General features: G+C 50.6%; 15 protein-coding genes. 8 read left to right on the top strand and 7 right to left on the bottom strand.

The window, feature by feature from the left end; translation table 11 throughout:
* Positions 1–5: 5 nt before the first annotated feature.
* The 3 genes from argA to K7B67_RS16670 form a co-directional block, all read right to left on the bottom strand.
* Positions 6–1,310, bottom strand: a complete 1,305-nt coding sequence (gene argA, locus K7B67_RS16680; protein ID WP_252177008.1) for an amino-acid N-acetyltransferase — start codon at positions 1,308–1,310, stop codon at positions 6–8.
* Between the two features lie 109 nt (positions 1,311–1,419).
* On the bottom strand, positions 1,420–2,691 hold the full coding sequence (locus tag K7B67_RS16675) for an inorganic phosphate transporter (protein WP_252177007.1): 1,272 nt from the start codon (positions 2,689–2,691) through the stop codon (positions 1,420–1,422).
* A gap of 23 nt (positions 2,692–2,714) precedes the next feature.
* Positions 2,715–3,395: a TIGR00153 family protein gene (locus K7B67_RS16670; protein ID WP_252177006.1), complete on the bottom strand. Its 681-nt coding sequence runs from the start codon at positions 3,393–3,395 to the stop codon at positions 2,715–2,717.
* Between the two features lie 196 nt (positions 3,396–3,591).
* On the opposite strand from K7B67_RS16670, the gene K7B67_RS16665 reads away from it, so the two are divergent.
* Positions 3,592–4,209 (top strand): CYTH domain-containing protein, encoded by a 618-nt coding sequence (locus K7B67_RS16665; RefSeq protein ID WP_252177005.1) that lies wholly within the window; start codon positions 3,592–3,594, stop codon positions 4,207–4,209.
* On the opposite strand, the gene K7B67_RS16660 is transcribed toward K7B67_RS16665, so the two are convergent.
* A complete protein-coding gene (locus tag K7B67_RS16660; RefSeq protein WP_252177004.1) occupies positions 4,198–5,538 on the bottom strand; it encodes a GntP family permease in 1,341 nt (446 codons plus the stop codon). The genes K7B67_RS16665 and K7B67_RS16660 overlap by 12 nt on opposite strands.
* A 292-nt stretch (positions 5,539–5,830) precedes the next feature.
* Here K7B67_RS16660 and K7B67_RS16655 point away from each other — a divergent pair, with 292 nt between their 5' ends.
* A complete protein-coding gene (locus K7B67_RS16655) occupies positions 5,831–7,552 on the top strand; it encodes a GspE/PulE family protein (protein WP_252180601.1) in 1,722 nt (573 codons plus the stop codon).
* Positions 7,553–7,578: 26 nt separating this feature from the next.
* Here the strand turns inward: K7B67_RS16655 and recN are convergent, their stop codons facing one another.
* Together recN and K7B67_RS16645 are read right to left on the bottom strand one after the other, a co-directional pair.
* Entirely contained in the window at positions 7,579–9,273 is a 1,695-nt protein-coding gene (recN, locus tag K7B67_RS16650; RefSeq protein WP_252177003.1) for a DNA repair protein RecN, read from the bottom strand.
* Positions 9,274–9,413: 140 nt separating this feature from the next.
* Positions 9,414–10,298, bottom strand: coding sequence for a DMT family transporter (locus K7B67_RS16645; protein WP_252177002.1), 885 nt, complete (start codon positions 10,296–10,298; stop codon positions 9,414–9,416).
* A gap of 209 nt (positions 10,299–10,507) precedes the next feature.
* Here K7B67_RS16645 and grpE point away from each other — a divergent pair, with 209 nt between their 5' ends.
* The 3 genes from grpE to dnaJ all read left to right on the top strand — a co-directional run bounded on the left by grpE (position 10,508) and on the right by dnaJ (position 14,582).
* Positions 10,508–11,092, top strand: a complete 585-nt coding sequence (grpE, locus tag K7B67_RS16640) for a nucleotide exchange factor GrpE (protein ID WP_252177001.1) — start codon at positions 10,508–10,510, stop codon at positions 11,090–11,092.
* Positions 11,093–11,314: 222 nt separating this feature from the next.
* Positions 11,315–13,234, top strand: a complete 1,920-nt coding sequence (gene dnaK, locus K7B67_RS16635; protein ID WP_252177000.1) for a molecular chaperone DnaK — start codon at positions 11,315–11,317, stop codon at positions 13,232–13,234.
* 205 nt (positions 13,235–13,439) lie between these two features.
* Positions 13,440–14,582, top strand: a complete 1,143-nt coding sequence (gene dnaJ / locus K7B67_RS16630; RefSeq protein WP_252176999.1) for a molecular chaperone DnaJ — start codon at positions 13,440–13,442, stop codon at positions 14,580–14,582.
* Positions 14,583–14,686: 104 nt separating this feature from the next.
* Here dnaJ and K7B67_RS16625 read toward each other — a convergent pair whose 3' ends face one another.
* Positions 14,687–16,108 carry a hypothetical protein gene (locus K7B67_RS16625; RefSeq protein ID WP_252176998.1) on the bottom strand — a complete coding sequence of 474 codons (1,422 nt, stop codon included), beginning with the start codon at positions 16,106–16,108 and terminating at the stop codon, positions 14,687–14,689.
* Between the two features lie 249 nt (positions 16,109–16,357).
* Here K7B67_RS16625 and K7B67_RS16620 point away from each other — a divergent pair, with 249 nt between their 5' ends.
* The 3 genes from K7B67_RS16620 (at position 16,358) to K7B67_RS16610 (ending at position 18,488) form a co-directional block, all read left to right on the top strand.
* Positions 16,358–16,825, top strand: coding sequence for a hypothetical protein (locus K7B67_RS16620; RefSeq protein ID WP_252176997.1), 468 nt, complete (start codon positions 16,358–16,360; stop codon positions 16,823–16,825).
* Positions 16,826–16,888: 63 nt separating this feature from the next.
* Positions 16,889–17,281 (top strand): hypothetical protein, encoded by a 393-nt coding sequence (locus K7B67_RS16615; protein WP_252176996.1) that lies wholly within the window; start codon positions 16,889–16,891, stop codon positions 17,279–17,281.
* A gap of 112 nt (positions 17,282–17,393) precedes the next feature.
* Positions 17,394–18,488, top strand: coding sequence for a hypothetical protein (locus tag K7B67_RS16610; protein WP_252176995.1), 1,095 nt, complete (start codon positions 17,394–17,396; stop codon positions 18,486–18,488).
* Positions 18,489–18,516: the final 28 nt, after the last annotated feature.

Here is an 18,516-nt window from a genome sequence, read left to right as displayed (position 1 = left end):
CGGGTTCAGAGTTTCTTGACCAGAATTCTGGATTGTCTCTCCTCATTGTATTGGTTGCGTTTCTCCTTAGGCAGAGACTTCTGAGTGGTTTCCGAAAAACCTCGTTCTACAAACCAATGACTGGCCTGAGTTGTCAACACAAACAGCCTGTCCATTCCCTGCTGGGCAGCTTCTTCCTCGATGGCACTGAGGAGAAGGTCGCCACGGTTTTTCTCCCGGTAATCAGGGTGCACCACCAGGCAGGCCAGCTCCGCAGTCTTTTCACCTGAAAACAAATGAATTGCCGCACAGCCAATAATCATGCCATCCAGGGAAATGACCCGGAACAGCCGAATTTCCCGTTCCAGCTCTTTTCTTGAGCGTCTTCTGAGAATGCCTTTTTGTTCCAGGGGTCGGATAAGCTGCAGAATCCCCCCTACATCCTCAATGCTGGCAGCACGAATTTCTTCATAATGGTCACGGGACACCATTGTGCCAGAGCCTTCACGGGTAAAAAGCTCCAACAGCAGAGAACCGTCCTGCTCATAACCGATCAGCTGTGCCCGTTCAACACCACCGTGACAGGCAGTAATAGCTGAGGAAAGTAGCCTTTTGTTATCGCCATGAAGATGCTTGAGTACTTTTTCAGCCTCCTTGGGGGACAGACGACTGATGGGTTGCCCCTGCTGATCCCGGATACCATCATCTTTTGAGTACAAAAGCAGCTTTTCGGCGTCAAGATGGATGGCTGTGTGGGTGGCGACGTCTTCCACCTCCATGTTAAACAACTCGCCGGTGGGTGAATGACCAAGGCAGGAAAGAAGCACGATATAACCACTGTCGAGCTGTTGCTGGATGGCTTCTTTATCTATTTTGCGAATTGCGCCGGTGTGATGATAATTCTGTCCATCAATCACGCCCAGAGGTTTTGCCGTGACGAAATTACCACTGATGACCCGAATGCTGGCCCCATGCATGGGAGAGTTCACCAGACCGAGTGAAAACTTGGATTCAATCCGTACACGCAGATTACCCACCGCATCCATAACACACTCAAGGCACTGACGGTCGGTAATCCGTTTGTCATTATGAAATCTGGGTTCAAGACCTCTGGCAATCAGGCGTTCCTCTATCTGAGGCCGGGCTCCGTGCACAAGAACCAGTCGAACGCCGAGACTGCTCAGCAGGGCAATATCGTTGATGATGTTGTTCAGATTAGGACTTGCCAGCGCTTCACCACCCAGAGTAATGACAAATGTTTTGCCATGGTGGGCATGAATGTAGGGTGAACTCTGCCGGAAAAATTTTACATGGTTTTTATTCAGGTTCATTGTTTTTCATCAGACCCATGGTACTTGTCCCAGCATCATAACAGCCCTTCTTTGGGATGGGTATCTGAGCAGCAAGACCGGCAAAGGGCCCGCAGCAGAGCCCTCTTACCTAACCAAAAATAAGTTTCAGGATATGGAAGAAAACGATAGCGAGGAAAGCACCGGCGGGCAGTGTAATCAGCCACGACATAAAAATAGTGCCGATCACTCTCAGGTTCAGGGCACCAATGCCTCTGGCAAGGCCAACTCCCAATACCGCCCCAACCAGAGTATGGGTCGTGGAGACAGGCAGCCCGGTGCCTGAAGCCAGAACTACGGTGGTCGCTGCCGACAGTTCTGCGGCAAAACCCCTGCTGGGTGTCAGTTCAGTGATCGCTGTACCTATGGTCGCCATGACTCTGTAGCCATAGGTGGCCAGACCCACCACAATGCCGCTGGCTCCCAGCAGCAGTACCCAGCTTGGCACGTCTGATTTGCCTGCGATTTCTCCGCCACTGGTAACAATACTGGCCACTGCGGCCAGGGGGCCGACTGCGTTGGCAACATCGTTGGAGCCGTGGGCAAACGCCATGGAGCAGGCGGTGAAAATCATCATTACACCAAAGACTTTCTCGACACTGGAGAAGTGGAAGGCTTTGTCGGCCTGCGCATCTTCCTTGATTTTTGAGAGCGCCATTTTTCCGGCCAGCATCACCAGCAGGCCAATCAACAGTGAAAGCAGGATGCTTTCCTGATAATCCAGCGGCAGGCCAATATGCTTGAGCCCTTTAATCAGGGTCACCATGGCCATCATAAAGCCAACCAGAAACATATAGATAGGTACGTAGCGTTTGGCATTTCGGAACGGGTTGTCAGAGTCCAGTATGAGTTTCTGGACGCTCATAAAAATCATGAAGGCAATAAAGCCCGACATAATGGGAGAGATGACCCAGCTGGCAACGATAGAGCTGACTTTTCCCCAGTTCACGGCATCGACCGAGATACTGACAGCCGCAAAGCCGACGATGGCTCCGACAATGGAGTGTGTCGTTGACACGGGCCAGCCGTAATGGGTGGCAACCAGCAGCCAGGTGCCCGCCGCCAGCAGCGCTGCCATCATGCCATAAACCAGCAACTGCGGGTTTTCCAGCAACACCGGCATGTCGGGATCAATAATCCCTTTTCTGATAGTATCGGTGACTGACCCACCGGCCAGATAGGCACCCAGAAACTCAAGGCAGATAGCAATGATAATGGCCTGCCTGATGGTCAGAGCCTGGGAGCCGACCGAGGTTCCCATGGCGTTGGCGACATCGTTTGCTCCCACGCCCCAGGCCATGAAGAAGCCGAACAGGCAGGCCAGAATCAGCAGTATCGTTCCGTACTCAGCGATAATGCTCATGGAGGTTATTCCAGTCAATAGAGTTAACGGGCAAGCAGCAATTGAAGATAACTGCCAACTCTTGATGCGCGATCTGCCAGATCGCCGACCCAGTCAATAATTTTGTAGAGGAACATGACATCGACAGGAGGGAGGTCTTTTTCCAGTTTGAACAGAATTTTTCTGACTTCAATCTGATGTTTGTCGGTATCACTTTCTATCTGATCCAGCTCCTCAATCAGCTCTTCGACCAGGTTGACTTCTCTTCCCCTGAAGCCAGTTTCAAGCAGCTCATCGAGCTCATCCATGGCTCTGACCGCCTGGGCTGAAGTGGCTATGGAGCGTTTCAGATAGTCAAGAAAGGCCGCTCTTATTTCCTGAGGAATCACCATTTGCCTGCCCAGCACAATGCCGGCAATATCCTTGGTTCTGTTGGCTACTTTATCCTGCACCGTCACGATCTCCAGAAGATCGTTTCTGGGCACTGGCAGAAACAGGCTTTTAGGCAGGGAGCGGCGAACATTCTTTTTGATCACATCGGCCTCATGCTCCAGCTCAACGATGGTTTTCTGAATACTTTCAACTTCCTGCCAGTCACCCTCAAAGGCTGCTTTGAAAAACGGTTCCAGCTGAATGGCGCATTCGTGTGCCTTGGCTATGTGCTTTTGTATCGGGCCAATAGGGGAGCGGCCAAATACACTCGATAGTAGGTTGCTGGTTGACATATTCGCAGACCTGTCGGGTTAACTCCCCTGTAAAGTGGGGAAGTTGATCGAAAAAAATTATAGGAGCTGACTGAAATTAGTGCACTTAAATTACACTGGTCGCCAAAATATCCTGGCCAATAAGAGACTCATTTTTCATAACAAACCCTTGAGGTTGCAGGTAAAATGAGCCTTTTAGCCGTTGGTCAGCTAACCCATGAGTACTGAAACAGAGTTAAAGTTGTCACTGCCTCAGGAGCAGATACCCACCCTTAAGACACTGCCTTTCTGGAAAAAGTTCGCCAACTCGGCAGCAGAAACTTTTCATTTGGGCAATACCTACTTTGATACCGCCTCTGGGACACTGAATCAGGCAAGGGTTGCGCTGCGAATCAGAGAAAAAAATGGTCATTTTTTTCAGACGCTGAAAACCCAGGGTGAGAGTGTTAACGGGCTGACCCGTCGGGGGGAGTGGGAGTGGCCAATAGAACGTCCGGAACTCGATATTGAGGGGTTACAAAAGGTCTGGCCAGAATCATTGGGAGCCTTGCCGGTCAGGGATTTGATACCGCTGTTCGCCACCGATTTTGATCGTACCTGTTGGCAGGTGAGCTGGCCTGAGCCCAGAGCCAGGGTTGAGGTCGCTCTGGATTGCGGCTATATCCGCTCGGGCGATCGAAGCTGTGTCATCTGTGAGTTGGAACTGGAGCTGCTGGAAGGTGATGAAAATGCGCTTCATATTATTGCTGATCAACTGGCAAAAGACATTGACCTGGAGCCGGCGGACAAAAGCAAAGCTGAAAGAGGGTTTGAACTGCTTCGCTCAGGGACTTAACAAGCTGGCCAGCAGCAGAACGGTTGCCAATCCGGTCAGCGCCTGAAGCAGGCTCGCCAGAGTGAAGGATTTAAAACCTGTGGCCGGGCTGATTCCGGAAAACCGGGTCACTACCCAGAAATAGCTGTCATTGGCATGAATCACCATCATCGAGCCGCACCCTGCTGATAAAAAGGCCAGTAATCGACCATTTTCGGAGTCCAGCCCCAGACCCGGCAATAACGGATCTACCATCGAGGCGCCACTAATTAAGGCAACTGTGGTAGAACCCTGTGCAGTTTTGAACAGGGCAGCTATCAAAAAAGGCAGAATAAGCCCAAGGCTTTCGGGCAAACCTTCTGCGATTCTGGCGATATGCCCGGTCTGGGCCAGCATTCCTGCCAGTGCCCCACCGGCTGCGATGATGAAAATAATCATCGCGCAGGATTGAATGCTTTCACTCATTATCTCAGTGAGCCCCGTCTTGCATTGACGAATCAATGGCAGGCTGGCCAGCAAGCCGAAAAACAGAGCATTGGCAGGTTGTGAAAGAAAAGTAGCCCAGCCCGATGCTTGACTGTCAGCTTGATGGTCAGTTTGAAAGTTGGCCATGGACATCAGCAGCAAAGGCAGGAGAATCGGGATAATGGCTGTCCAGACAGGCATGTCGGCAGTCTTTGTATGAGGCGAGGCTGATGGCGAGGGCGGGCTGACCATTTGGCTCTCTTCATGCAGCCGGCGAGTAACCCACTTGCCCCACAAAATGGCGACAAAAGTGGACAACAGCGCCACTCCCAGCGCCCAGGGAATCACCCGACTGGGAGAGATACCCAAAATCAGGGTCGCCGCTGCAGGGCCCGGTGTTGGCGGGACCAGGGCGTGAGTTGCATACAGTCCCCCCGCGAGAGCAACGCTGAGAGCGACCGGGTGGCACTGGACTCTCTGGGCAACAGACTGCCTGATGCTGTTAAGCAGGATAAATCCGGAGTCACAGTAAACGGGAATCGAAATAATGTATCCGGCGATACCCATAGCCAACGTTGGGAAACGTCTGGCGACCGAGAAAATCAGTTTCTCTGCCAGAAGAACCGCTCCCCCCGAGTGCTCCAGAATATTACCCAGTAATACCCCAAAAATAATCAAGAGTGCGACATCGCCAAATGTCTTTCCCAAGTCATGAGAGATCAGGGGAGTCAGCTCAGCAACCGGTAAGCCCGAAAAAAAGCCGACACCATAGGCGCAAAGCAGCAGAACAATAAACGGCGAAAACTTGAAACGGCCAATCAATATCAGAATGACCGCTATCAGTGAAAGGATTAAGAAAAAGCTATGCAGTATTGTTGCGTCCACAACGGTCAGTCTTGAGGGAGTATCATTGAGTAAAACAGTATAGGGGGAAAGGGTTTCCTGCGAAACTTGTTTATGTCAGGCAACAGTCGGGAGTTATTTTGGCGATATAGTTTATTAAGCCATTGCTAAGCCTGAATTTTCTTACCGGACGGTTTAGTAGAAAGTAGCGGGATGAACCGTTTTTCAAGGTAAAAAGGAAGCAACCGTGACCCGTGTCCGAAAGCCGAACTCAAACGCCAATCATTTCACTGCCTCACTCAAGAACAGAGCACTGCTTCTGGATCTGCAAACGGTGGTTTCTGATCTGGTTCAGACGGGTCGGCTCAGGCCATCGGAGGCTAATGAAATACTGGCTCGTCACCGCAGTGCTGACCAGCTTAAACTTCACCCTCTGGAGTACATTGCCTCTCAGAATCTGAAGGATGCCCGCAGTGGCGACTCTCTTGATCTTGATACTTTAATGAACTGGCTGGCGACTCTGTCAGGCCAGGAATATTTTCCTATCGACCCTTTGAAAATCGATGCCACGGCCATCACTCCGGTCATGTCTCACGCTTATGCCCTGCGTCACCAGATTCTGGCAGTAGAAGTCACGGCTGATGAGATGGTCATCGCTTCGGCCCAACCCTGGCACAGCGGTTGGGAGGATAATCTCAGGCATATTAACCGCAAGGAAATCCGGCGGGTGGTGGCCAGTCCAACGGATATTCGAAGGTATACCTCGGAGTTTTATCGACTGGCCCAGTCTGTCCTGGGTGCTAATGAACAGAATGGCGTACAGTCCACACAGCTGAACAGCTTTGAGCAGATGCTTGAGCTGGGCAATATGAAAGCTCCCGACGCCAATGACCAGCACATTGTTAATATTGTCGATTGGTTGCTCCAGTATGCCTTTGAGCAGCGGGCCAGTGATATTCATGTTGAGCCCCGGCGCGAGCAAACGCATCTGCGTTTTCGTATTGATGGGGTGCTGCACCTGATCTATCAGATGCCGGTCAAGGTGGCCGCAGCCATGACCAGTCGCCTGAAGATTCTGGGTCGTATGAATGTGGCAGAGAAAAGAAAGCCACAAGATGGTCGACTGAAAACCCGCAACCCCGATGGCAATGAAGTGGAACTGCGACTTTCGACCCTGCCAACCGCATTCGGGGAAAAACTGGTAATGCGGATCTTTGACCCGGATGTTCTGGTCAAAGGGTTTGGCGAGCTGGGCTTTTCCAGAGAGGATGAACGTCGCTGGACTCATATGACCGGGCAGCCTAACGGGATTATCCTGGTTACGGGTCCGACCGGTTCAGGTAAAACCACCACCCTGTATTCGACGTTGAAAAATCTGGCTTCTGATCAGGTGAATGTTTGTACGATTGAAGACCCCATTGAAATGGTGGAATCCAGCTTCAACCAGATGCAGGTTCAGCATAATATTGAACTGACGTTTGCCAGCGGCCTGCGTGCACTTCTACGTCAGGATCCGGATATTATTATGGTGGGTGAGATTCGGGATCTGGAAACCGCCGAAATGGCGATTCAGGCGGCACTGACCGGTCACCTGGTGCTGTCCACCCTGCACACCAACGATGCACCTTCTGCCATCACCCGTCTGCTGGAACTCGGCGTACCTCATTATCTCATTAAATCTACGGTGCTGGGCGTTATGGCGCAAAGGCTGGTCAGAACCCTGTGTCCTTCCTGCAGGCAGCCGGTGCAACTCGACAAGTCGGGCTGGAAATCCCTGACTCGTCCCTGGTCGGCACCTGCGCCTTCGCAAATCTTTCAGCCTGTGGGTTGTCTGGAATGCCGGGAAACCGGCTACCGGGGGCGAGCGGGGGTTTATGAGTTAATGCTTATGTCTCAACCCCTTAAGGGTATGCTGGCAGAGACCGCGGATATAGAAAGTCTTCGTCGTCAATCCATTAAAGAAGGTATGCACAGCCTTCGTCTTTCCGGCGCTCAGAAAGTAGCATCAGGGCTGACAACCATTGAAGAAGTCATGAGAGTGACGCCAGATCAATAGCATTGGCTGGCTCGTTGTTTGACTGCTCACTGGCCAAGGCTGAGCATCTCTTTCGCGTGGTTAAGTGTGGATTCGGTCATTGCCACTCCGCCCAACATGCGAGCTACCTCTTTCACACGACGATCGCCTTTCAGGCCGACAATCTCAGTGGCGGTGTTGGCATTGCGAACCTTTTTGCTGACATGCAAATGCTGATGCCCCTGGGAGGCCACCTGAGGCTGGTGGGTGACACACAGAACCTGGCCTCTTGCTCCCAGCTCCCTGAGCATGGCTCCGACAATTTCAGCAGTGCCGCCACCAATACCGACATCCACTTCGTCAAAAATCATGCTGGGGATATGAGAGGTTTGGGCGGTTATCACCTGAATGGCCAGACTGATTCTGGACAGTTCGCCACCAGAAGCCACTTTGGCTAATGCCCTGGGTGGTTGGCCCGGGTTGGTGGTTACCAGAAACTCAATGTCTTCAGCGCCATTGGCTGAGAGATTGGCTGAGAGATTGGCTGAGAGAGTGCCGCTCTCTGTCGGTGTCAGGGCGATGATGAACTGTCCGTGGGGCAAGCCCAGCAGGGCCATGCGCTGGCTGACTTTTTTCTCAAGCTGTCGGGCGGCAGCCTGACGTTTCCTGGAGAGCTTTTCACACTGCTGGTGAAATTTGGATTTCAGTTCAATCAGCTGCTCTTGTAATGCGTCAACCCGTTCATCGCTGCACTGGATGCTCTCCAGCTCGGAGCTGAGGGTGTTTTGTTTTACCAATAACGCTTCGGGCTGAACCCTGTGCTTTCTGGCAAGGTCGTAAATGGCACTGAGACGGTCATCAACATCCTGCATTCTGGCGGGGTCGGCGTCAAAGTGGTCGATGAAGTGATTGATTTCTCCCACTGCTTCCTCGACCTGAATCTGGGCAGAGGACATCATCTCCAGGGTGTTGTTGATGGCCGGGTGATCCATTTGCAGATCATTCAGACGCTGCAGGCAAATGGAGAGTTGCTGAAGGATATTACCCGCCTCATTATCGGAGCAGATGGCGTTGATCTGGTGGCAAACCGAAAGCGTGCTTTCAGCGTGGCTTAACTGCTTCAGTTCCCGCTCAAGCTGTTCCAGCTCGCCTTCCTGAAGCGACAGCTGTTCAAGTTCCTGAAGCTGATAGCTGAGCAGTTGCACTCGCTCATCCTGCTCTTTGCGATTATGGGTCAGTGTCTTCAGTTCATGGTGGGTCTGATTGAACTGATGGGCTGTGCGGGCTACTTCGGAGGCCAGTTTTTGTATACCGGCATAATCATCCAGTAAACGTCGATGGCTACCTTTTTTCAATAACGACTGGCTTTCATGCTGGCCATGGATATCAATTAACCGTTCGCCAATGGCACGAAGATCCGCAAGGGGAGACAGTGTGCCATTGATATAAGCACGGGATCGTCCTTCTTTGGTGATGACTCTGCGAAGAATGCACTCATCGTCACTGGCCAGCTCTTTTTCTTGCAGCCATGCTTTTGCCGCAGAGCACTGGCTGATATCAAAAGAAGCGTGAATCTCAGCTTTGTCGGTACCTTGTCGAACGCAGTGACTGTCGGTCCGGTCACCCGTGGCCAGGCCCAGTGCATCCAGCATGATGGACTTGCCAGCGCCAGTCTCGCCGGTAATGACTGTCATGCCAGAGTGGATGTCCAGATCCAGCTGGTCAACGATGGCAAAGTTGCTGATGGACAGTTGGGTCAGCATGATGAATACCCGCTACTGTAGTATTACTGTTTAAATGTACAGTAACTTGAAATAAGGCATTCGTAAAGACGGCACTAAAAAAAATCCCCTGATCGCCATCAAAAGGAGAGCAGGGGATTGCAGGCATGAGCGGTTGAGAGTCAGGCGGTGGCTCTGGCTGCCGACTTGTCAAATAACTGGTTGATAGCCAGGGCAGTGATAATGACACCCAGTGCCAGCCAAGCGGTTGAGGGTAAAACTTCCTGGTTAATCAGTGCTCCCAGAAGTACACCAATCAAAGGAACCAGATAGTTGTTCATGGAAGCAAATACAGGCCCGGCCTCGGCAATCAGTGCCATATAAAGGAAGTAAACGACACCGGCACACATAACCCCCAGATACAGGATCGAAGTGGCGCTGGCGGAGGTCAGTTCCAGAGTCCATGGCAGCTGGAACAGGCTGGCAACCATTAGCAGCTGAATGGATGAGCAGATTAAAACATTGCGGGCCACGATAATCGGGTGCTCGTCATTAATCTTTTTCAGCATCAGCAGTCCGGTCGCGAAGCAGGCGGAAGCAACGATGATAGCCAGTGCCGCAAGCAGACTGGTGTGCCCTGTACCGCTGACAAGCTGTGGATAAAACAGCAGTAACAATCCACAGAAGCCAATGATGACACTGGCCATACCGGCAGAAGTAATTCGGGTCCCTTTGATCACCAGGGGTGACAGAGTAATGGTGAAGAGAGGAATAGTCCCCATCAGGATCGCAGTCACAGCGGTATCCAGATATTGCTGACCCCAGGCCACCAGAACAAACGGGATGGTGGCTTCCAGCAGAGCGATGAAGTTGAAGGAGCCCAGGCGCCCGCTCTTACTTTTGATGCCAAACAGTGCGGTCAGAATAATCAGGGTCAGGGCACCCACCGTCGCCCGGCCCGCTCCCACCCAAACCGGCGGCAGGTCATCAACAGCAGCTTGTTGAAACAGGAATTGGGAGCCCCAGATCAGGCCAATGGCAAGAAGGTAAAAATATTTCTTTATCATACTGCTCGGTACAGGTATTAAAACGTGCGGGTATTGTATGTGGGTTGTGGATAACTGAAAAACGAAACCTCTTCACTCACGCTTCGATTTCTTTGAACGGAATTAAGGGCGCAATCCCGCTAAAAAAACGTTTTGCAGGACTTGAATCCGGATTTCGTGACCCAATATACGTTCCATCAAATGATTTGCCTCCCGGTCGGAGATTTGGAATGACAGCAGAAAACAGCAAGCCTGAAGAACAGGTAACGGAAGAAGCCGTTGAGCAGCAGGCAGAAGAAAGCCTGCTGAATGAAGACGGTGGTGTTGAGCTGGAGAGTGAAGGTGATCTGACCGATGGCCTTGAGAGTCAGCTGGAAGCACTGAACGAAGAACTGGCGAAAGCAAAGGACCAGACTCTGCGTGCTGCTGCTGAAATGCAGAACATCAAGCGTCGCGCTGAGCAGGATGTCGAAAAGGCTCACAAATTTGCCCTGGAAAAATTTGTCGATGCACTCATCCCGGTGGTTGATAGCCTGGAAAAAGGCATAGAAAGTGCCGAGCAGGCAGAAGGCGCCCACGAAGCTCTGGTAGAAGGCATGAACCTGACGCTAAAGCAGTTCCTGGATGCGCTGGGGCGTTTCTCGGTAGAGCAGGAAGACCCCAGTGGTCAGCCTTTTGACCCGAATTTTCATCAGGCGATGTCCATGGTTCCCAATCCCGATGTTGAAGCCAATACCGTGATTGATGTTTTCCAGAAAGGTTACAAGCTCAATGGCCGCCTGATTCGTCCGGCCATGGTGGTCGTTTCCAAATAGTCGTTTCCAAATAAGTGATGGTGCTGAGAATATTCAAAAAAGAATATTTTACCAGCCTTGAAATCAAAGCAATTGATCCCATATTGATTTCAAAGGCCAAAACAGCCGCTCACCCATTATTGGCAAGCGACCATTGGCAAGCGACCTTCAGCTGAAGCATTGAATTAAAGAATTGAACGATAGAATTGTGCCCTGTAAACAGGGCAACGGAGAGATTGAACAATGGGTAAAATAATCGGTATTGACCTGGGTACTACCAACTCTTGTGTATCCATTCTGGATGGTGAAAAGGCCAAGGTTCTGGAAAATGCTGAAGGGGGCCGTACCACGCCTTCCATCATCGCTTTCACTGACGATGGTGAGACTCTGGTCGGTCAGCCAGCCAAGCGTCAGGCCGTTACCAACCCTGACAACACTCTGTTTGCCATCAAGCGTCTGATCGGTCGTCGTTTCAAAGACGATGTGGTTCAGAAAGACATCCAGATGGTTCCTTATAAAATTGTCGAAGCGGATAACGGCGACGCCTGGGTTGAAGTAAAAGGCGACAAAAAAGCGCCGCCTCAGGTATCTGCTGAAATCCTGAAAAAAATGAAAAAGACCGCCGAGGACTATCTGGGCGAATCGGTTACTGAAGCGGTGGTTACCGTTCCCGCGTACTTCAACGACGCGCAGCGTCAGGCGACCAAAGATGCTGGCCGTATCGCTGGCCTGGACGTTAAACGTATCATTAACGAGCCTACTGCTGCTGCCCTGGCCTACGGCATGGACAAGAAGCAGGGTGATCAGACCATCGCCGTATACGATCTGGGTGGTGGTACGTTTGATATCTCCATCATCGAGATTGCCGATGTCGACGGCGAGCACCAGTTCGAAGTACTGGCCACCAATGGTGACACCTTCCTGGGTGGTGAAGACTTCGACATGCGTATGATCGACTACCTGGCGGCAGAGTTCAAAAAAGATCAGGGCATCGACCTGAAAGGTGACGCCCTGGCCATGCAGCGTCTGAAAGAAGCCGCTGAAAAAGCCAAGATCGAGCTGTCTTCTGCTCAGCAGACCGATGTTAACCTGCCTTACATCACTGCCGATGCCACCGGTCCCAAGCACCTTAACGTTAAAGTAACCCGCTCCAAGCTGGAATCCCTGGTAGAAGACCTGGTTCAGCGCTCTCTGGAGCCATGCCGTCTGGCTGTTAAGGACTCTGATCTGGATCTGTCTGACATCGACGAAGTCATTCTGGTGGGTGGTCAGACCCGTATGCCGATGGTTCAGGAAAAAGTGGCTGAGTTCTTCGGCAAGGAAGCTCGTCGAGACGTGAACCCTGACGAAGCGGTAGCCATGGGTGCTTCTATCCAGGGTGCAGTGCTGGCGGGTGACGTCAAAGACGTACTGCTGCTGGATGTTACTCCGCTGACTCTGGGTATCGAAACCATGGGCGGTGTCATGACGGCTCTGATCGAAAAGAACACCACGATTCCGACCAAGAAGTCTCAGGTATTCTCTACCGCTGATGACAACCAGAGCGCTGTTACCATTCATGTTTGCCAGGGTGAGCGTAAGCAGGCGTCTGCCAACAAGTCCCTGGGACGTTTTGACCTGTCTGACATTCCACCGGCACCACGTGGCATGCCTCAGATTGAAGTCAGCTTCGACCTGGATGCCAACGGTATCCTGAACGTTTCTGCCAAAGACAAGGCTACTGGTAAAGAGCAGTCCATCGTGATCAAGGCGTCTTCCGGTCTGTCTGACGATGAAATCGAACAAATGGTTCAGGACGCTGAAGCGAACGCCGCTGAGGACAAGAAGTTCGAAGAGCTGGCAGCAGCCCGCAACACCGGCGATGGTCTGGTTCATTCTACTCGCAAGACGCTCGAAGAAGCCGGTGACAAGGCGACTGAAGAAGAGAAAAATGCGATCAACGAAGCTCTGACCGCTCTGGAAGAAGCACTGAAGGGTGACGACAAGGACCTGATCGAAGAGAAGTCCAAGGCTCTGTCTGAAGCTTCTGCCGGTCTGGTTCAGAAGATGTACGCTGAAGCCCAGCAGCCCGGTGCTGAAGGTGCCCAGAAAGCAGAATCTTCTTCCGCTGCGGACGATGCTGTCGATGCTGAGTTCGAAGAAGTGAAAGAAGACAAGAAGTAAACCCATTCCGCGCTGCGGTATGAGTTGATTGAGCGGCGCGGGAGCTTTCTCCCGCGCTGTTGTGTTTAAGGGGCTGTCTGAAAAGTTTCGCTGATTTTCCAAACAGTCTCTGATTCAATAAGTCGGGATCGCTCCCGATGTATGAAAGCGATTTAGATTATTTCGGTCAGGTGATCTGACGGAACCTGACCACAGGGTGTTACTGATGGCAAAACGTGATTTTTACGAAGTACTGGGCGTAGAAAAAGGAGCTTCTGACAAGGAGATCAAGAAGGCCTATCGCCGTATGGCTATGAAGTTTCACCCTGACCGAAACCCTGATGACAAGAAAGCGGAAGAGCAGTTCAAGGAAGTGAACGAGGCTTTTGAAATCCTGTCTGACGATCAGAAGCGTGCTGCCTACGATCAGTACGGTCATGCCGGTGTCGATCCGAACATGGGCGGCATGGGAGGGGCTGGCGGCTTTGGTGGTGCTGGCGGTTTCGGTGACGTCTTCGGCGATGTGTTTGGTGACATTTTTGGTGGTGGCGGCCATTCCCGCAGCTCTGTGCAACGGGGTGCGGATCTGCGCTATCAGCTGGAGCTGAGTCTGGAAGAGGCGGTTAAGGGCACCACCAAGAAAATCAAGATTCCTTCCCTGGTCGGTTGTAAGTCCTGCGATGGCACCGGTGCCAGAGAAGGTAGTTCTCCTGTGACCTGTACCACTTGTGGCGGCGTGGGTCAGGTGCGGATGCAGCAGGGCTTTTTCTCTGTTCAGCAAACCTGTCCTGACTGTCACGGCACTGGCAAGATGATTAAAGACCCTTGTCGTGAGTGTCATGGTGAAGGCCGGGTTCAGGAATATAAGACACTGTCAGTAAAAATTCCTGCCGGTGTTGATACCGGTGACCGCATTCGTCTGGCTGGCGAAGGTGAAGCCGGCGTCAACGGTGGTCCAGCCGGTGATCTTTATGTGCAGGTCAGCGTGGCAGACCATCCGATCTTCCAGCGTGACGGCAAGCACCTTTACTGTGAAGTGCCCATTACCTTTGTGGATGCCGCCCTGGGTGGCGAGCTGGAAGTTCCGACCCTCGACGGTCGCGTAAAACTCAAGATTCCAAAAGAAACTCAAACGGGCAAATTGTTCCGCCTGCGGGATAAAGGGGTTACACCGGTGCGTGGCGGTAGTCGTGGAGACCTGATGTGTCGTGTGGTGGTAGAAACCCCGGTGCATCTGACTGAGCGCCAGAAAGAGCTGATGAAAGAGTTGAAGGAAACGTTTGTTGCCGAAGGGGAGCATCGTCAGTCTCCTAAGAAAACGTCTTTCTTTGAAGGGGTCAAAAAGTTCTTCGATGATATGGGCAAGTAATTGCTCAGTCAGACTGACAAAAAAAAGTGGCTTCGATGCCACTTTTTTTATGTCTAGCTTTTATGTCCAGCTTTTATGTCCAGCTTTTATGTCCAGCGATTCAACTATTGCGCAGGCTTACAGAAATGCTTCTCGTATTCGCTAAGAAAGTATTCGTGGTTGAAGTACTTTGGAGTCATGATTCCCAAAACTTCGTTTTTGTTTCTGAATGGGTTATTTTGCATCATCTTAACGAGTAGAAGATTCTGGTAATTAATCTTTGGGCTCTTATCGATGCCATTTTCTAAGTTTAGTATGTCAATGTAAGTGAAAATCAGGCGATCCTCTTCTGCAATGACCAAGGTGTTCCAGGAGTGTCTTAACTCTTTTGAAAACAGCTCATTGGTAAGGTAAACATTTGCCAGTACGTCAGGAAACAGCTGTTTCAGTTGACTAAAAACAACCATTCCCAAAACCGCATATTTATCACAGTCGCCAATACCTCTTCGCCAATATTCAGCTATCGAACAGCTTTTTGGGAAAGTCGATTTCAGCTCGCCTCTATCAACATCTTCGTAGTTAAGCTTTTGGGAAACAATTATGGCCGTCATGTAGAGCAAACGATAGATCGTTGGGTTTTTTATATTGCTTTCGGTGACCATGTCTTCAACGTACTTGAAAATCTCCTCCTGATCGTCCGTTGAAAAACAGTTCATGGTGCCGTAAAAAGATAGGGTGTTAAGCCGTGAAAATAAAGCCTTTGGTAAAGGGATTGGCTCTTTTTTACTTTGGTAACCGTTAAGGTTGCCAAGGTATTCAAACTCAAGATGGGTTGTAGGGTACACAGTGCAGGTCTGTTGGTCAGAGATGAGTGACGGATAGGTTTCCATATCAATGCCACGGAAGTAGAGAGACCTTGCACCCTCCAGTGTAATGTTGTTGCTCAAGGCGTCATGAAGAAAATCGACAGGCACTTTTGAAAGATAGAGTTTTTTCAGTTCAAAGGTATTATCGGTAATTCCATTGTACCTGGGCAAATCTTTTGTTGTTAGCCCATGTTCCAATGCTTCTTGAAGCTCGTTTCGTGAATGTTCAGTAGTGACATGGATTTTGTTTTTATATAGAGAACCTGCAAGGTCAGGAGGTACTCCATGTTTAGCATAAGAGATGATAGCTCTGCAGTTATCGATACCGGCCTCGACGTAGCTATTGGCAGTTTCAGGGGTTAATCCTGCCAGAAGAATCTGTTCTATAAAAAGGTTATTCTCAACGACATCGGGATGGAACGATGCGGCTATCTCCGGAGCGATGTTACGCTTGGTGAAATGATGAATTAAGTATGGGCTGATCATTGGCGCTTTTTCAGCAAAAAGAAGGACTTGTTCCGGGGTAGTACCCACCTTTATGAGGTACTTGATATCATAATTGACCAGCCCGGCGTTCAAGAAGTCCTCTTTTTTTTGTTCTGTAATATCAGCGTTGACGCAGACGCTCGTCGTTATCAACAGTGCAGTGATCAGTTTGATGACGTGGTTTGTAATGTTCACGGAGGTGCTCCTTTACTGTTGCATTCAATAGTCCATTGAGCAATAGAGTTTCAGGAGAGAGATTAGTTCCACTGAGAGGGCAACATAGAAGCGTTATGGGCAAACATTTCTTCAGCAGGTATGCTATACCGTTTTTAGCAACGCGGGTAAAAAATCAAACGAGTTCGAGGTTAGAGAGCAGTAAACTGGAGAAAGTCATTAACCGGAGAAAGTCATTAACCGGAGAAAGTCATTAACCGGAGGAAAGTCATGTCTCAGCAGCGAGTTCTAATGGTCATTCTGGTATTAAATGGAGCTATCCCCACAATCCTGAGGAAGACGCTGGAGAAGGATTGTGTCAGGCTCTACCAGCATCACTTTGGCAAACACCACAAGCTCTTTCCGATCTGGGTGGAAGTGCCTCGCTCTCAGGCTTTTTTAGCCGCCGAGCCAAGCAACGCCACCACCGTTTCCATTGGCGTGGAAGACGACCTTCCTAACGACATTCGTCATGCATTTATGAGTGAATTCTGTAAACTTTGGATGACGCACACCGGGTGTAATAAAAATGAGTTTATGCTGACGGCGATGGATTTTCAGGCACAACGCGATTTATTGGCGCTGACCCAGACCAGGATCCGCCCCTCGAGAAGACTGTTGGCTACACTGCAAATGGTGGGCCGACTGGCAAAGTCCAAAATCTTTTCACGACACTTTTCCGCATCCATTAACTTGTAAATGCCATCCTGCAGGAGAACAACCATGCCCTTGTACAATGTTTCAACCCCGGGCGCGGTAGAGATGTCAAAGCGACAACCGTTGTCAAAAATCATTATGGACACCCACTGTCGTTTAACAGGTGCTCCAGAGACACTGGTAAACGTGCTCTTTAATCAAAATATTCCATTGAAAAAAGGCATTGCCATTCATCTACAGGCTAACGTCCGTAAAGGCAGGACACCCGACATGAACGAGCGCCTCAGCCTGGAGATGCAGAATAATATCGCCCGCTTTTTTGGGATTGGTGCTTCCGAGGTTTCGGTATCCATGTTTGAAGTGCCGTCATCCTGGGTGATGGAGGGCGGAGAGGTGTTACCAGAGCCGGGAGAAGAGGCCTCATGTGAATGGCTACAGAAAGATCTCAAAGAACGTGAAGAGAAGAAAAAGCATGCTGCTCCGGAAACGGTGACATAGACATTTTGAGGCCAACGTTACAACTAATCTATCATTTAAACGCGGCTAAGTGACCACTTTCCCCGTGTCAATACCCTTCAAAACACACTCTGTACAGGTAGCTTGAGCAGTGATGAAACTACCTTTGGTGTTAAAATCCGAGCATGGCCTTTTTTCCGGTGTTGCTGCATCCATACTGTTTTATTCCTTGTGCAACCGCTTTTTGACGACAGGTTCTTCAGACTGGGTCAGTGCCGGTCTGTTCCTGGTTTTGTTCGTTGCTATGCTCTGGTCTTCCTTTGGTGTGGTGCGCCATGCCGATGTTCTGGCGGGGCAGCTGGGCGAGCCTTACGGCACCCTGATATTGACCCTGTCAGTGATCAGTATCGAAGTTATTGTGATTTCAGCGGTGATGCTGACGGGAAGTCATAATCCGACGCTGGGTCGGGATGTGATGTTTTCTGTTCTGATGATTGTACTGAATGGGCTGGTTGGGCTTTCTCTGCTGCTGGGTGGAGCCCGGCATGTTGAGCAGACGTTTAATCTGCAGGGAGCCAACTCCTTTCTCAGTATTCTTATTCCTCTTTCTGTGCTGGGCCTGATCCTGCCTAATTATACGGAATCAACGCGGATAGGCACTTTCTCTCCTGGGCAAATTATCTTTCTTGTTGTCATAAATATCGTGCTCTATCTGGCTTTTGTGGGAATGCAAGCCATGAGGCATCGGCACTATTTTGTGGGTGATAATGAAGGTTCCGATCACCGGGCTGAAAAGAGGTTGTCTGTGCTGTCCCATACCCTGCTTTTGTTCTGCTACATGATTCCCATTGTCTTGCTGTCCAAAAAACTGGCCGTGATTGTGGATTATGGCATTGCTGAGCTGGGAGCACCTACTGACCTGGGAGGTATGATTGTCGCTATCCTGGTGTTGTCTCCTGAAGGGATGGCGGCGATCAGGGCGGCAAGAGCCAATAATCTTCAGCGCTCTATCAATATCTGTCTGGGATCCGCTTTGGCAACCATTGGTATGACCATTCCTGCAGTGTTGCTGATTGGCACTCTGACATCCAGAACCGTCGTTCTGGGTTTGAACAATGTGGATGCCTTATTGCTGGTTCTGACGTTGCTGGTTTCCATGGTGAACTTCTCTTCAGGTAAAAGTAACCTTTTCCAGGGAATGACCCATCTGACACTGTTTTTCTGCTACATCATGCTGATTTTTGACTGACCCCGTGGCGGGTGTGTTGTTCGGCAGA

The organism is Endozoicomonas sp. 4G, assembly GCF_023822025.1.
GTDB lineage: Bacteria > Pseudomonadota > Gammaproteobacteria > Pseudomonadales > Endozoicomonadaceae > Endozoicomonas_A.
Note: the sequence above shows the minus strand (reverse complement) of the source record. Positions and strands in the feature narration are given on the sequence as shown.

Bases quoted from the DNA above. Each gene is read 5' to 3' on its own strand.
- K7B67_RS16620 (WP_252176997.1), top strand. From the start codon at position 16,358: ATGTCTCAGCAGCGAGTTCTAATGGTCATTCTGGTATTAAATGGAGCT.
- K7B67_RS16610 (WP_252176995.1), top strand. From the start codon at position 17,394: ATGAAACTACCTTTGGTGTTAAAATCCGAGCATGGCCTTTTTTCCGGT.
- K7B67_RS16615 (WP_252176996.1), top strand. From the start codon at position 16,889: ATGTCAAAGCGACAACCGTTGTCAAAAATCATTATGGACACCCACTGT.
- argA (WP_252177008.1), bottom strand. From the start codon at position 1,310: ATGAACCTGAATAAAAACCATGTAAAATTTTTCCGGCAGAGTTCACCC.
- dnaJ (WP_252176999.1), top strand. From the start codon at position 13,440: ATGGCAAAACGTGATTTTTACGAAGTACTGGGCGTAGAAAAAGGAGCT.
- grpE (WP_252177001.1), top strand. From the start codon at position 10,508: ATGACAGCAGAAAACAGCAAGCCTGAAGAACAGGTAACGGAAGAAGCC.
- K7B67_RS16670 (WP_252177006.1), bottom strand. From the start codon at position 3,395: ATGTCAACCAGCAACCTACTATCGAGTGTATTTGGCCGCTCCCCTATT.
- K7B67_RS16665 (WP_252177005.1), top strand. From the start codon at position 3,592: ATGAGTACTGAAACAGAGTTAAAGTTGTCACTGCCTCAGGAGCAGATA.
- K7B67_RS16645 (WP_252177002.1), bottom strand. From the start codon at position 10,298: ATGATAAAGAAATATTTTTACCTTCTTGCCATTGGCCTGATCTGGGGC.
- recN (WP_252177003.1), bottom strand. From the start codon at position 9,273: ATGCTGACCCAACTGTCCATCAGCAACTTTGCCATCGTTGACCAGCTG.
- dnaK (WP_252177000.1), top strand. From the start codon at position 11,315: ATGGGTAAAATAATCGGTATTGACCTGGGTACTACCAACTCTTGTGTA.
- K7B67_RS16675 (WP_252177007.1), bottom strand. From the start codon at position 2,691: ATGAGCATTATCGCTGAGTACGGAACGATACTGCTGATTCTGGCCTGC.